The following is a 14,245-nucleotide window of genomic DNA, read 5'->3' as shown; positions in this document are numbered from 1 at the left end:
CGTTTTCCGTGACCGTCACCGAACTGGTGTCGTACGACGAGGCGCTGGCCTCCTACGACCCCGTCATGGGCCTCGAGGTCCACGTCGAGCTCGGCACCAGGACCAAGATGTTCTGCGGCTGCTCGACCGAGCTGGGAGCCGAGGCGAACAGCCAGGTCTGCCCGACCTGCCTGGGACTGCCCGGCGCGCTGCCCGTCGTCAACAAGGCGGGCGTGGAGTCCGCCGTCCGGATCGGCCTCGCGCTGAACTGCCGGATCGCCGACTGGTGCCGCTTCGCCCGGAAGAACTACTTCTATCCGGACATGCCGAAGAACTTCCAGACCTCCCAGTACGACGAGCCGATCGCCTTCGACGGCTATCTGGACGTCCAGCTGGAGGACGGCGAGGTCTTCCGTGTGGAGATCGAGCGCGCCCACATGGAGGAGGACACCGGCAAGTCCACCCACGTGGGCGGTGCCACCGGACGCATCCACGGCGCCTCGCACTCGCTGCTGGACTACAACCGCGCCGGCATCCCGCTGATCGAGATCGTCACCAAGCCCATCCAGGGCGCGGGCGAGCGCGCGCCGGAGGTGGCCAAGGCGTACGTCGCCGAGCTGCGCGAGCTCATCAAGGCGCTCGGCGTCTCCGAGGCCCGGATGGAGATGGGCCAGATGCGCTGCGACGTCAACCTCTCGCTCCGGCCCAAGGGCACCGAGAAGTTCGGCACCCGCAGCGAGACGAAGAACGTCAACTCGCTGCGCAGCGTCGAGCGTGCCGCCCGGTTCGAGATCCAGCGGCACGCCGCCGTGCTCTCCTCCGGCGGCACCATCATCCAGGAGACCCGGCACTTCCACGAGGAGGACGGGTCCACCACCTCCGGCCGGGTCAAGGAGGAGGCGGAGGACTACCGCTACTTCCCCGAGCCCGACCTGGTGCCCGTCGCCCCGGCCCGCGAGTGGGTCGAGGAGCTGCGCGGCACCCTGCCGGAGCTGCCCCGGGTGCGGCGGATGCGGCTGCGCGAGGAGTGGGGCATCTCCGAGCACGAGATGCAGTCGGTGCTCAACGCCGGAGCCGTCGACCCGATCGTCGCCACCGTGGACGCCGGCGCCCCCGCCGACCAGGCCCGCAAGTGGTGGATGGGAGAGCTGGCCCGCCGCGCCAACGAGGACGGCGCCGAGCTGACCGCGCTGCCCATCACCCCCGAGCAGGTCGCCCGGCTCTGCGCGCTGGTCGCCGAGGGCTCGCTGAACGACAAGCTCGCCCGGCAGACCATCGAGGGCGTGCTGGCCGGTGAAGGCGGCCCGGACGAGGTGGTCGAGAAGCGCGGCCTCAAGGTCGTCTCGGACGAGGGCGCGCTGGGTACCGCCGTCGACGAGGCCATCGCCGGGAACCCGGACATCGCCGAGAAGGTGCGCGGCGGCAAGATCCAGGCCGCCGGTGCCCTGGTCGGCGCCGTCATGAAGGCCACCCGGGGCCAGGCCGACGCGGGCCGTGCCCGCGAGATGATCCTGGAGAAGCTGGGCGTCGAGGGCTGAGCCGGGCCGACCGGCCGTACGGCGAGGGGTGGGGCATCGCAGCCGGTGCCCCACCCCTCGCCGTTTCGGTTCCCCGCGCTGCCGCCGCGTCAGGTCGACACCCTCAGCGGCCGGGCTGCTCGGCGGCGAAGGCGATCATCTCGGGCAGCACCTCGGCGAGCGGGCCCGGCTCGGTGCCGTCCAGGTGCCGGTACTCGGTTCCGACGGTCACCACCAGCCGCTCCACCAGGCCGAGCTCCGGCCCGAGCCCCTCCCCGGCGATGGTGCGGGCCGCCTCGAGCGCCGGCACCCCGCGGGCGTGCAGCGCGTGCGCGCGCTCCCGCAGCCGGTCCAGATGGCCGATGTGGGAGCGCAGCCCGGCGGCGTCGAGCACCGGCCCGTGGCCGGGGACGATGATCTCGGCTCCGGTCTCCAGTACCCGCTCGCAGGCCCCGATGACGTTCTCCAGCGGCCCCGCCCAGTGCACCGGGTGGTCGCCGGGCTCCTCCGGCGTCGAACCGAAGACGACGTCGCCGGTGAAGACGGTGCCGTGGTCCGGCAGGTGCACCAGCAGGTCCCCGGTGGTGTGCGCGGGTGGCAGGCTGGTCAGCAGGACGGGGTGGCCGCCGACCGTCAGTTCCAGCTCGCCCTCGAAGACGGTGGTGGGCGCCACGACCCGGGTACCGGACCAGTCGAAGTGCCCGAAGTGCTCCGCCAGATAGCTGCCGACCGGGGACCCCTCGCCCGACGATTCGATCATCCGGCGCAACTCCTCCGGGCGCGGCTCCAGTTCGAGGTGGTGCCGGGCCTCCCGGGTGGCGATCACCTCGGCACCCGGCACCACGTCGGCGCCCCACAGGTGGTCGCCGTTGGCGTGGGTGACGACGATCCGGGCTATTCCCCGCCCGCCGAGTATTCGCTGCGACTCCGCCAGGAACGCCTCGGCCAGGGGCCGGTCGTACGGGGTGTCGATCCACAGGGCCTCCTGCGAGGTCGCCAGCAGTCCGCAATTGGCGAGCCCCCAGCCGCGCCGCGGTGGCTTCCAGAGGTACAGATCGTCAGCGAGGGGCAGCAGGGCCGAAGGGGAGAGTGACATGGGCCCGATTCTGCCGTGGACCACCGCTGCGGACCGTTGCCGGGGCCGGGCCCCGGAGGGCGCGGGAGGTGAGCGGCGGGCCGGGACAGCGGTGCGGGGTGACGGGTGGGGGCAGCAGCCGGGCGGCTGCGACGAGTTCCACCGCCGGCGATGAGTTCCGGCGGTCGGCACGGTCTGCCCTTTCGAGAGTTGCCCGTTCGCACCTTCCCGAGGAGACCCGATGTCCCAGACCGTCAGCGCCCCGTCCGCCGCCGACCGCCAGGATGCGGCCGGCCGCCGCGAGGAGCTCGCCGCGAAGATCCTCACCGTGCTGCTCGCCCTCTTCCTCGGAGCGGCCAGCGGCGCGCCCAAGCTGTTTCGTGCCGAGGCGGCCGTCGACATCTTCGACCGGATCGGCTGGGGCGACTGGTTCCTTTACACCGTCGGCGCGCTGGAGGTGCTGGGCGCCGTCGCGCTGCTGATCCCGATCCTGTCCGGAGCGGCGGCGCTGGCCTTCATCGGCCTGATGACCGGCGCCACCGTCTTCAACCTGACCGTGCTCGACGCGCCCGAGGCCGTGATCACCACCGTCGTCGTGGCCGCCCTGTGCGGCTTCGTCGCCAGAGCCCGGCGTGGCGCGACGGCATGGCTGCTGCGCCGCCTCCACCTCGGCCGCCCGTGAGGGCGCCGCTGTGCGGCCGGCCTTGGCGGCCGGGCTCGGGAACGGCCTGCGCGCGCGTCCTCCGGGACGGGGCGGGGCCGGTTCCCGGCTGTTTCCGGCTGTGCCCGGTGGGCGCCCGGTCCGTGCCCGAGGGGCAGCCCGCACGCTCACCGGCTCAGTTGGTGAAGATGTTGCCCTGGTTCTGGCCGCGGGCCCCCTGTGCACCCATGCCGTACTGGGCGCGCAGCCCGCCGCCGAGCTGTGCGTGCTGCGGCGGGAGCAGCTCACTGGGCTGGACGAGGGCGTAACCCTGGCCCATGAAGGAGAGCTCCCAGCCCTCACCGGTGCTGCCGCGCCGGCGCCAGACGCCCTGTGAGGAGGTCTGGGCCTGCATCTGCACGCGCAGCCCGCTGGACCAGGCGACGACCGCGTCGGAGTCGGCGTTGACGTAGGTGTCCGGGGTGACGTTCAGCAGCAGCGGCTGACCGGAGGTCATCAGCGCCACCTTGCCCTGCCCGGTGATGTTGAGGTTGTAGGCCCCGGTGCCGGAGATACCGAACTGGCTGTCCACCGAGATCACCTCGTGGTGCAGCGTGGAGTCCATGGCCAGGACGTAGGTCGCGTCCACGGTCAGCCCGTCCCGGTCGACGTCCACCACATGAACGTACTGCGCCAGGTTGGCCAGGAAGACCGTCCCCTGGCCGGAGCAGCGCATCAGCGGCACCTGCTCGTGGAACGAGCCCCGGCGCCCGCCGCGTGCCTGGTACTCGGCGTCGAACTCCAGCAGCCCCTGGTAGGCGACCATGGCGCCCTTGCGGGCCAGCACGTCGTCGTGGCCCCCCAGTTGCACCCGCAGCAACTGCGGGTTCTGGACCGCGTAGCGGTCCTCGGTGGCGACCTCGGCGTATCCGAAGAGCGAACTCTGCACGGCTGTTCTCCTTCCCCCTCAGCCCCGGACCCGGATGCGGTCGGTGCTGTCCTCGCTCGGCTGGACCACCACGAAGCCCTGTCCGGAGAAGGCGATCTGGTACGCCTCGCCGCTGCCCCGGCCGATGAGCGCTCCGGCCTTCATGCTGCGCTTGCTCTTCATCTTCAGTCCGCTGGACCAGGCCACCAGTGCGTCCGGGTCCACGTAGGTCTCGTCCTCGCCGCGTCCGCAGTCCACGACCACGGGGGTGCCGCGCGAGGTCAGGGCCGCCCAGCCGGTGCCGCGGACGGAGACGTTGAACAGCCCCTGACCGGCGAACTTGGCGAGGCCCTTGACCCGCTCGACGCCCCACTGGAGGTGCGCGTCGAAGGCGAGCAGATTGGTGCCGTTGATCGACAGCGCCTCCTCTGCGAGGTTGACGCAGACCACGTCGGCGCCGTAGTCGGCCAGATAGAGCAGGCCGTCGCCCCGGCAGAGCATCAGCGGGTTCTGCTCGCCGGTCAGCCACTGGGAGGCCATCTGGCGGACGGCGGGCGGATTGGCCTCGTACTGCACGAAGCCCTCGTAGGCGACCATCGAGCCCGGCCGCGCGAACAGGTCCTGGCCCGACTGCATGGCCACCTTGACCATGTGCGAGCCGTGGTTCTCCATGCGTGCTGCCACGGGAGCGGGCGCGAAGCCCGCGAGCGGTGCTGACTGGTTCATGACGGGCTCCCCCTAGACCTCGTACGGCTGGACGACGATGAAGTTGCCGGGTGCCCCGCGGAACTGGAGGTTCACGGTCTCTCCGCTGTGCCCGGGATAGGCGTTGCGGTGCAGCCGCACCTGGCTGGTGACGATGACCTGTGCCGCCGCCGACCACGCCACGACCGCCTGCGCGTCGGCGAAGGTGGTGGGGGTGACGGGAAGGACGACGGGGGTGCCCCGGGTCTTGACGACCACGGTGCCGGTTCCGCTGAACTGCATCGTGAACAGTGCGCCTCCGGGGATGCCGTGGCCCTCGATCCGGCGCACTTCGTGCTGCAGCGACTCGTCGAAGGCGAGCACGTTCTCGGCCGAGACGCACAGTCCGTCGCCCTGCAGTTCGACGGGGTGGACGTGCGCCGCGTCCTCGGCGAAGAAGACCTGCCCGCGGCCGGTGCAGCGCATGAGCTGCATCTCCTGACCGGTCGCGTTGCCGACCACGCGCCCGGTGAAGCCGGCGCCCTTGTAGGAGAAGTCGACCTTCCCCTGGTAGAGCACCATGCTGCCTTGTTTGGCGAGCACCGGTCGGCCGTCGACGCCGATGTCCGCGCGGACGAGGGAGGGATTCTGCAGCGTCCAGCGCTGGCCGTTGGGCACTTCGTGGAACTTCTGCAGCACCGCACCGATGCCCGCGGCCGGGCCCTGCGGGACCTGAGGTGTGCCGTAGCCGCCGGGCTGCTGCTGCGCGAACGGGTTGGAGAGCGGCTGCCCGCCGGGCGGCCCCGGCTGCTGCGGGGGCGGCGGCTGGTGCTGCTGGTAGGGCTGAGGTGCCTGAGGCATTCCACCGGGGGCGGACTGCGCTCCGCCGGGCGGCCCCTGCGGCGGGGGCGGCGGGGGGCCGCCGTGCTGCGGCTGGAGCGGACCCACCACGGTCGGAGCACCGTGAAGGTCCGGAGCGGACGGCGGGGGTGACTGGGGTTGCTGAGGTGGCTGAGGCGCCTGAGGGGGTTGTGGCTGCTGTGGTGTCTGCGGTTGTTGCGGCATCTGCGGTGCCTGCGGCTGCGGCATCTGCGGCTGCTGTGGCGCCGCTTGAGGCTGCGGAGCCTGCGCTGCCGCGGGCGCCGGTTCGGGAGCCGGGCCCGCCGGAGGGGCGAACGCCGGCGCGGGCTGCTGCGGCGGAACGCCTCCGCCCGGCGGCGCGAAGCCCGGCACCGCCCCGGCACCGGGAGCGCTCTGCTCCTCCTGCTTCTCCTCAAGCACCTCGCCGCCGAAGTGCTTGAGCAGCGCGTCCAGCCCGCCGTCGAACCCCTGGCCGATCGCGGCGAACCGCCAGACGTCGTCCTTCCGGTAGATGTCGCCCAGCATCACGGCGCGCTCGGTGCTGAACTCCGAGCCGTCGAAGGGGTAGCGGGCCACCTCCTCGCCGCCCGCCACCAGGCGGATGTAGCCCGGGCCGATCCCGGACATCTGCCCGGCCCCGTCGAGGGAGGCCGTGAACGACAGCCGCTGCACCTGCGCGGGAACCCGCTCCAGCGTCACCCGGAAGGACTCGGTGTCCCCGGCCTGCGCACCCAGGAGCTGCAAGGACTCCTCGGGCGAGGCGGGCTGGTTGAAGAAGACGAAGTAGCGGTCGTCCGAGAGCCGCTCCTGCCCGTCCAGCCCGAAGCAGCTGATGTCGAAGGAGAGTCCGGCTCCGGCGATCTGCACTCCTACGTACAGATCCGTGCCGGCCGTCAGGTCACTGATCCTGGCCTTGTGGCCGCGTTGGAATTCCCTGGACATACGTAACGACCGTCCCCCATCCCGTGTGGTGCGTGCGCCGGGCCTTCCGGCCTCCTGCGGACCGCCCGACCTCCGCGAGGGGATCGCCGGACGGCTCCCACAGGCTAATGGGTACCGGCGACGGCGGTACCGGCCGTGTTCCCCCGGCGTTCCCGGCGCGCGGCGCACGCCGGGCTTGCGTGGATTCGCGCCGGGCTCGCGATACCGGAGCGGAGCCGCACGCCCCGGCCGTGCGGCTCCCGCTCGGCGACCCGGCGTCTTCCGGACGCCCTCCCGGAGCCGCGTTCCGGACCGGGCACCGCACCTCGGCTCCGGAGCGCCGCGGCGGGGGCCCGCTCGAGCGGTGAGGACGCGGCTACGGGCTGAGACACCGAACCGGGCCCGCTGTGGGTATCGCCACAAACGCCGCAATCGATCTCTCCGGGATGGCACGCTGCACAGCACGGTCCTTGAGGTGAGGTGTGCTGCCGCCTCGGACCGCCGCTCCCGGCCGACGGCCGGGAGGCCCGATGCGGCGGACAAGGTCTACGCACCCCGTTCCCCGCCCGTACGACACCCGGGAGCAGGCGACCGCCCGTGACCGCTCTTGCCCGCTGGTGCCTGAGGCGCCGCCTCCTCGTCCTGCTGCTCTGGCTCGCCGCGCTGGCCGGTGCCGTGACGGCCTCCTCGCTGCTCGGCAGCGCCTACTCCGACGACTACGGTGCCCAGGGCACCGAGTCCGGCCGGGCGGCGGAGCGTATGGCGAGCGCGTTCCCCGACCGGGCCGGTGCCAGTGACACGATCGTGTGGCACTCGGAGCAGGGCACGGTGCGCGCCACGGCGGTCCAGGAGCGGATGACCGAGGCGCTGCACGAGGTCGAGGGCCTGCCCGGCGTGGAGTCCGTGGAGTCGCCCTACGGCGCCGGGGGCGGTGGCGCGATCAGCCCCGACGGACACACCGCCTACGCCGCTCTCACCTTCGAGGGGCCCACCGACGAACTGGGCGGGCAGACCGTGCAGCGCGTCCTGGACACCGTCCAGGGCGCATCCGGTGACGACCTGCAGGTCGAGGCGGGCGGCTCGGGCGTGGCGGCCGCCGAGGCCCCCACGGCCCACCTCGCCGAGGCCATCGGACTGGCGGCGGCGGCCGTCGTCCTCTTCCTGGCCTTCGGCTCGCTCGCCGCCACGGCGCTGCCGCTGATCACCGCGGTCGTCGCCGTGGGCACCGCGACGGCCGGTACCGGGCTGCTCAGCCGGCTGATGACCGTCGCCGACTTCGCGCCCATGCTGGGCATGCTCATCGGCCTGGGTGTCGGCATCGACTACGCACTGTTCATCGTCACGCGGCACCGGCGCGGGCTGCGTGCCGGGCTGCCGGTGGTCGAGGCCGCACGCCGGGCCGTGACGGTGTCGGGACGCGCGGTGGTCTTCGCGGGGGCCACGGTCTGTATCGCGCTGCTGGGCATGTTCATCCTGCGGCTCGGCTTCCTCAACGGAGTGGCGATAGCCGCCTGTCTGACCGTGCTGCTGAGCGTGGCCGCGTCCGTCACCCTGCTCCCCGCCCTGCTCGGCTTCATCGGCATGCGTGCCCTCAGCCGCCGGGAGCGCCGCCGGCTCATCGAGCACGGCCCGCGTCCCGACCGCCCCACGGGCTTCGCCATGCGCTGGTCCGCCTTCGTCGAGCGGCGGCCCAAGCTGCTGGGCGGGATCGCGGCCCTGCTGATGGCCGTGCTGGCGCTGCCCGCGCTCGGACTGCACCTGGGCACCTCGGACCAGGGCAACGACCCGGCGGCCAGCACCACACGCAAGGCCTACGACATGCTCGCGGACGGATTCGGGCCGGGCACCAACGGTCCGCTGACGCTGGTCGGCGAGCTGGACGGGGCCGGCGACAAACTGGCCTTCGACCATCTGCGCGGCGACATCCAGCACACCCCCGGGGTCGCCCAGGTCAGCGGGCCCGAGTTCAACGGCAGCGGCGACACCGGCGTGATCACGGTGGTGCCCGACAGCTCCCCGCAGTCCCGGTCCACCTCCGACCTGGTGGACCGGCTGCGCGCGGACGTCCTGCCGAGGGCCGAGGAGGGGTCGACGATGGAGGTCCTGGTCGGCGGGTCCACCGCGGGCCACGACGACTTCGCCGACATCATCGTCGGCAAGCTCCCGCTGTTCGGCGGCGTGGTCATCGGCCTCGGCTCGCTGCTGCTGCTGGTGGCCTTCCGGAGCATCGGTATCCCGCTCAAGGCGGCGGTGATGAACATCGCCGCGGTCGCCGGAGCTTTCGGCGTGGTGGTCGCCGTCTTCCAGTGGGGCTGGGGCAGCGAACTGCTCGGGCTGGGCAGCGCGGGGCCCATCGAGCCCTTCCTCCCGGTCATCATGATCTCCGTGCTGTTCGGGCTGTCCATGGACTACCAGGTCTTCCTCGTCAGCCGGATGTACGAGGAATGGCGGCTGACCGGCGACAACCGGCGCGCGGTGCGGGTCGGCCTCTCGGAGACCAGCAAGGTGATCAACTCCGCGGCCGTGATCATGATCTCGGTCTTCGGCGGATTCGTGCTCAGCGGCGACCGGCTCATCGCCATGTTCGGCATCGCGCTGGCCGCGGCGGTGGCCCTGGACGCCTTCGTGCTGCGCACACTGCTGGTACCGGCGCTGATGCACATGCTCGGCGGCGCCAACTGGTGGCTGCCCGGGTGGCTGGACCGGCGGCTGCCGCGGCTGAGCATCGAGCCGGAGAACAGCGGTGAGCCGGAGGTGCCGGTGACCACCCCCGTACCGGTGGTCGGGCAGCGTCCCGGCGCTCTCATCGGTCTCTCAGAAACCGCCCCTACGGTGGCCGCCCATGGCTACCGAAAGCACCAGGACCACGCAGAACACGACCATTGAATCCCCGGACGAGGAACCGGCCGACGAAGCGGCCGCAGCAGCGCAGCGGCGCAGTCCGGCGGCCGAGGAGAAGGCCGGGCGCGGCACGACGCAGCGCGCCGGCAAGGAGCCGGAGGAGGACGCGGCACGCCCGTCCACCGCGGCCGAGGACGGGAAGGACGCCGCCGGCACCGCGGATGCTCCCGACAGCGACAGCGACAGCGACAGCGACAGCGACAGCGACAGCGACAGCGACAGCGACAGCGACAGCGACAGCGACAGCGACGGAGGGGAGCTCGGCCGCGACGAAGGCGACGAAGGCGACGAAGGCGACGGCCCGCAGGCCGCGGACTCCGCGTCCGGCCGGCGCCAGGACTGGGCAGGCGGCGCGGTGGCCGTCCTCAGCGCCGGGCTCGGCCTCGCCTCGCTGACCGGGACCTCCTTCAGCGACATGCTGCGCGAGCGCAAGAGCCTCATCGGCCAGATCGAGAGCAGCGCCCAGGGATCCGGCGGTTCCGCGGCCGACCAGGTCAACTCCCTCTACGGGGCGCCCTGGCACGCGGCGGCCGTGGTCAACGGGATCTTCGCCGCCCTGGCCGTCGTGGTCGGCGCGCTGCTGCTGGCAGCGCTCACCGGCCGGAGCCGGGCGCGCGGTTGGGTCAAGGCCGTGGCCCTGGGCGGGGTACTGCTCGGCCTGGTCGGGCTCCTCGTGGCCGGAGGCATGTACTTCGACCTGTTCGCCGCGCAGCCCGAGGTCCCCGCTGCGCCCGGTCAGTGAGCACCCGGGCCCCGCGCCCCCCCGGCCGGTGAGCACGCGGCATCCCCCCCGGTGTCCCCGAGCTCCCGGCCGGGGCCGGGCTCCGGCCCCGCCCCGTGCGCACTGCCGCCCGCGGGGCGCGGTACCTCCATCTCAGGCCCTCGGGCGTGCGGGACCGGGGCCCTAAGGCATTCGGGCCGACGGTGTCCGGGGTCCTAAGGCACCCGGACCGCCAGGACCGGGCAGTTGCCCGATGCGCCGCAACACCCTCAGGGAGGACTGTGGAAGCACAGTTCGCAACCACTCCCCGAGGGGGCCATGAAGATGCTGTACGACCTCGACCACACGTACCACCAGAGCCGGATGGACGACCTGCGCCGCGAGGCCGAGCACGAGCGCCTGGTCCGCGCGGCCAAGGCGGCACGCCGCGAACAGGGCCGCGCCGGCGTGCGCTCCTGGCTCGGCCGCAGGAGCCGGGACCGGGGCGAAGGCGAACAGGTGTGGGTCCCGGCCGCGTGAGCGTGTCGCGGGCCGCCTGCGGCCGGGGCGCCGCAGGCGGCGGACCGGCGGCCGGGCACAGCGCGGCCCTGCCCCGCGCGGGCGCGCCCGGAGCGGCCGCGCATAAGGCAGGTGCCTTATGACGGTGCCGGATGCGATGCTGAGTGACGTGCCCCTGCAAACCGGTGTCAGTCCCGTGTTCGTCGGCCGTACCGCCGAACTGACCGCACTCACCACTGCTCTCACCCGCGCCGGTACGGGCGCGCCCCAAGCGCTTCTCCTCGGCGGCGAGGCGGGCGTGGGCAAGACCCGGCTGCTGGAGGAATTCCTCGCCCGGGTCCGCGCGGCCGACGGGGTCACCACCCTCGGCGGCTGCCTGGAACTGGGCGCGGACGGCCTCCCCTTCGCGCCCTTCACCACCGCGCTGCGCGGGCTGCGCGGCACCGTGCCGCCCGGCGCGCTGGCCGCCGCCGCCGAGGGCCGCGAGACCGAGCTGGCCCGGCTGCTGCCGGACCTGGCGGTGCCCGGACCACCGGCCTTGCAGCGCGAGGAGTACGACGACGGCGCCGACGGCGGCCGCGCCCGGCTCTTCGAGGCCACGGCCCAACTGCTGGAACGGCTGGCCGCCGACCGCACTCTCGTCGTCGCCCTCGAAGACCTCCAGTGGGCCGACCGCTCCACCCGGGAACTGCTCGGCTACCTCTTCCGCTCCGTCCGCACCTGCCGGCTGGTGCTGCTGGCCACCTACCGGACGGACGACATCCACCGCCGTCACCCGCTGCGCCCCTTCCTCGCCGAGCAGGACCGGCTGCGGACCGTGCTGCATCTGGAGCTGCCCCGGCTGACCCGCAGCGAGGTGCGCGACCAGATCACCGGTATCAAGGGCACCGAGCCCGCGGGGGAGCTGGCCGAGGAGATCTTCCGCCGCTCCGAGGGGATCCCCTTCTTCGTCGAGGAGCTGACGGCCACCGAGGCCGCCTGCGCCATCAGCAACTCCCTGCGCGACCTGCTGCTCGTCCGGGTAGAAGCACTTCCCGAACCGGCCCAGCGGGTGGTGCGGCTGGCGGCGGGCGGCGGCTCCGCCGTGGAGCACGCCCTGCTGGCGGCGGTCGCGGGGCTCGGCGAGGACGCGCTGCTGGAGGCACTGCGCTCGGCGGTCGGCGCCAACGTGCTGCGCCCCACAGCCGACGGCTCCGGCTACCTGTTCCGGCACGCCCTGCTGCGCGAGGCGGTGCGGGAGGACCTGCTCCCCGGCGAACTGGCCCGGATCAGCCGCCGCTACGCCGAGACGCTGGAGGGCGACCCGTCCCTGGTCTGCGCCGAGGAGCGACTGGCGCGCCTCGCGCACTACTGGCACCGCGGCCGGGACGCGGCCAAGGCGCTGCCCGCGGCGCTGTCCGCCGCCTGCGAGGCCCGGAACCGGCACGCGTACGCCGAGGAGCACGGCCTGCTGGAGCGAGTCATCGAACTGTGGGACGAGGTGCCCGAGGAGGACCGGGCCGCCCTGCCCGCGCTGCGCATCCCGCGCACCTTCCCCGGCGCGGACGTCCCCGAGGACCCCGACGCCCACCGGGCCCCCGCCTTCCGGCCGCCCGGCTTCCTCGAAGTGCTGGCCGAAGCGCTCGTCGCCGCCCGGGTCAGTGGTGACGTGGCGCGGGCCAAGGTGCTCGCCCGCCGCGCGCTGGCCCGGCTGGACGAGACGAAGGACCCCCTGACGGCCGCCTGGTTCCAGCTCAAGAGCGGGCTGCTGCTGGAGGACATGGGCAAGGGCGACGGCTGGGCACAGATCGCCAAGGCCCAGGAACTGGTCCGCGGGCTGCCGCCGTCGGCGGTGCACGCGGAGGTGCTCTCCAGCGCCGCGAGCTGGGGCATGATCCACCGCCCCGGGCGGGAGGCACTGGCGACCGCCGTGCGCGCGGTCGAACTGGCCCGGGTGGTGGGCGCGACCACCATCGAGTTGGACGCCAGGGTCACCCTCGGCACCCTGCTCGCAGAGTCGGGCGACCTGGAGGAGGGGCTCGCCGAGCTGGCCCGGGCGCGGGACGAGGCGGACGCGGCCGGTGTCACCAGTGTGATGACCTGCGCCGCCATCAACATCGCCGTGGAACTGGAGGCGGTGGGCCGCTCGGCGGAGGCCGCCGAGGAGGCCGCCCGAGCAGCCCGCGTCGCCCGGAAACGCGGGCGCCCCAACTCCTACGCGGGAGCCCTCGCGGGACAGGCCGAGGCGCTGCTCTCGACGGGGGACTGGCGGCGGGCGGAGGAGCTGCTCGAACGGGCCGCCGCGGCGGCCCGCGTGGCCGACGTACGCGCCTGGGTGGCGCTCCTCCGTGCCCGGCTGGCCCGGGACCGGGGAGACCTCCCGGGGCTGGAGTCGGCCGTCGAGGAGGCCGCGGCCGCCATGGGGTCGTCCCCGGCGGGCGAGCCGCAGCGGATGGTGGCGCTCCGGCTGCACACGATGGCGCTGGCGGCCGAGCGCGGCGAGGTCGCCGCGGCCCGCCGCGAGCTGGCGACCGCCCTGCAGGAGGGCTTCCCACCGGGCACCCACCCCTATGCGTGGGCGCTGCTGTACGCGGCCGCGTCGTACGAGGCGGAGCTGCGCGGCCTGCCGGATGCCGAGCCGGGGCGGGGCCGGGTGCTGGCCGAACTGCGCCGCGCGGCCCGCAGGCTGGCCCGGCCGGCCCCGGTGTGGGAGGCGCACGCGCTGCTGCTGGAGGCCGAGTTGAAGCGGGCGGCGGGGGAAGGGGACCCGCGGGCCTGGGAGGCGGCGGTGCGGGCGCTGGAGCCGGTTGACCGTCCCGGGCTGCTGGCCCGTGCCCGGCTGCGCTGGGCCGAGGCGCTGCTGGCGGACGCGAACCCGCGGCGCGGCGACTGCCCGGCTGCACGGGAGCTGCTGGGGCAGACGCACTCCGCCGCCGTAGGGCTGGGCGCCGCGCCGCTGCGGGCCGAGGTCGAACAGCTCGCGGCCCGCGCCCGGATCGTGCTCGGTGGTGACGCGGACGCCGAGCGCCCGGGCGCCGACCGGCCGGCATCCGCGCCCGCGGACCCGGCGGAGGCGTTCGGGCTCACCCGGCGCGAGCGCGGCGTGCTGGAACTCGTCGCCGAGGGCCGCAGCAACCGGCAGATAGCCGAACGCCTCTACATCGCCCCGAAGACGGCGAGCGTGCACGTCTCCAACATTCTCGCCAAGCTGGGCGTGGCCACTCGCGGCGAGGCGGCGGCCATGGCGTTCCGGCTGCGGCTGGTGAGTCCGAAGGGGCTCAGCTCCGTGGCGGCTCCGGACGGGGCCGCCACGGCGGACGCGCCGCGGACGGCGGCTGCTCCGGGCGCCGAAGTGTCCCCGACGGCTCCGGCCGCCGCTCGACCCGTTGCTCGGGTGGACGGATGAGCGCCTTGCCGGAGGACAGGTCGATCGGCCCCTTACCGGGGTCGCCGACGCCCTCCTGAATCCGGGTGTGCTCCAGTCGCCGCTGCTCGTCGTCCGCGTGCTTGCTGCCCGGTGTGAACAGTTCCTGCATCAGGT

Annotated in this window: 10 protein-coding genes and 1 pseudogene; 6 read left to right on the top strand and 5 right to left on the bottom strand. The window is 73.6% G+C overall.

What is annotated here, in order from left to right; translation table 11 throughout:
• Nucleotides 1-8: 8 nt before the first annotated feature.
• Nucleotides 9-1,517, top strand: coding sequence for an Asp-tRNA(Asn)/Glu-tRNA(Gln) amidotransferase subunit GatB (gene gatB, locus P2424_RS23335; RefSeq protein WP_276477688.1), 1,509 nt, complete (start codon nucleotides 9-11; stop codon nucleotides 1,515-1,517).
• Between the two features lie 103 nt (nucleotides 1,518-1,620).
• Here gatB and P2424_RS23330 read toward each other — a convergent pair whose 3' ends face one another.
• Nucleotides 1,621-2,592, bottom strand: a complete 972-nt coding sequence (locus tag P2424_RS23330) for an MBL fold metallo-hydrolase (protein WP_276477687.1) — start codon at nucleotides 2,590-2,592, stop codon at nucleotides 1,621-1,623.
• A 220-nt stretch (nucleotides 2,593-2,812) separates the two neighbouring features.
• Here P2424_RS23330 and P2424_RS23325 point away from each other — a divergent pair, with 220 nt between their 5' ends.
• On the top strand, nucleotides 2,813-3,253 hold the full coding sequence (locus P2424_RS23325) for a DoxX family protein (RefSeq protein WP_276477686.1): 441 nt from the start codon (nucleotides 2,813-2,815) through the stop codon (nucleotides 3,251-3,253).
• Nucleotides 3,254-3,407: 154 nt separating this feature from the next.
• Here the strand turns inward: P2424_RS23325 and P2424_RS23320 are convergent, their stop codons facing one another.
• The 3 genes from P2424_RS23320 to P2424_RS23310 are packed head-to-tail and all read right to left on the bottom strand — an operon-like array spanning nucleotide 3,408 to nucleotide 6,626.
• Complete coding sequence (locus tag P2424_RS23320; RefSeq protein WP_276477685.1) at nucleotides 3,408-4,160, bottom strand: AIM24 family protein; 753 nt, start codon at nucleotides 4,158-4,160, stop codon at nucleotides 3,408-3,410.
• A gap of 18 nt (nucleotides 4,161-4,178) precedes the next feature.
• Nucleotides 4,179-4,865, bottom strand: coding sequence for an AIM24 family protein (locus P2424_RS23315; RefSeq protein ID WP_276477684.1), 687 nt, complete (start codon nucleotides 4,863-4,865; stop codon nucleotides 4,179-4,181).
• 12 nt (nucleotides 4,866-4,877) lie between these two features.
• Nucleotides 4,878-6,626, bottom strand: a complete 1,749-nt coding sequence (locus P2424_RS23310) for a TerD family protein (protein ID WP_276477683.1) — start codon at nucleotides 6,624-6,626, stop codon at nucleotides 4,878-4,880.
• A gap of 576 nt (nucleotides 6,627-7,202) precedes the next feature.
• Here P2424_RS23310 and P2424_RS23305 point away from each other — a divergent pair.
• From P2424_RS23305 to P2424_RS23290, 4 genes are all read left to right on the top strand, one after another.
• Complete coding sequence (locus tag P2424_RS23305; RefSeq protein WP_276477682.1) at nucleotides 7,203-9,491, top strand: MMPL family transporter; 2,289 nt, start codon at nucleotides 7,203-7,205, stop codon at nucleotides 9,489-9,491.
• Nucleotides 9,448-10,248, top strand: a complete 801-nt coding sequence (locus P2424_RS23300; protein ID WP_276477681.1) for a hypothetical protein — start codon at nucleotides 9,448-9,450, stop codon at nucleotides 10,246-10,248. The genes P2424_RS23305 and P2424_RS23300 overlap by 44 nt, the downstream gene beginning before the upstream one ends.
• Nucleotides 10,249-10,545: 297 nt before the next feature.
• Nucleotides 10,546-10,746: a hypothetical protein gene (locus tag P2424_RS23295; RefSeq protein ID WP_276477680.1), complete on the top strand. Its 201-nt coding sequence runs from the start codon at nucleotides 10,546-10,548 to the stop codon at nucleotides 10,744-10,746.
• A 118-nt stretch (nucleotides 10,747-10,864) separates the two neighbouring features.
• A complete protein-coding gene (locus P2424_RS23290; protein WP_276477679.1) occupies nucleotides 10,865-14,110 on the top strand; it encodes a helix-turn-helix transcriptional regulator in 3,246 nt (1,081 codons plus the stop codon).
• Between the two features lie 55 nt (nucleotides 14,111-14,165).
• On the opposite strand, the pseudogene P2424_RS31040 reads toward P2424_RS23290, so the two are convergent.
• Nucleotides 14,166-14,240, bottom strand: a pseudogene (locus tag P2424_RS31040) (hypothetical protein); the annotation flags it as partial.
• Between the last annotated feature and the right edge of the window lie 5 nt (nucleotides 14,241-14,245).

Source organism: Streptomyces sp. WMMB303 (assembly GCF_029351045.1).
Lineage (GTDB): Bacteria > Actinomycetota > Actinomycetes > Streptomycetales > Streptomycetaceae > Streptomyces.
This window is presented reverse-complemented; position numbering and strand designations above follow the sequence as displayed.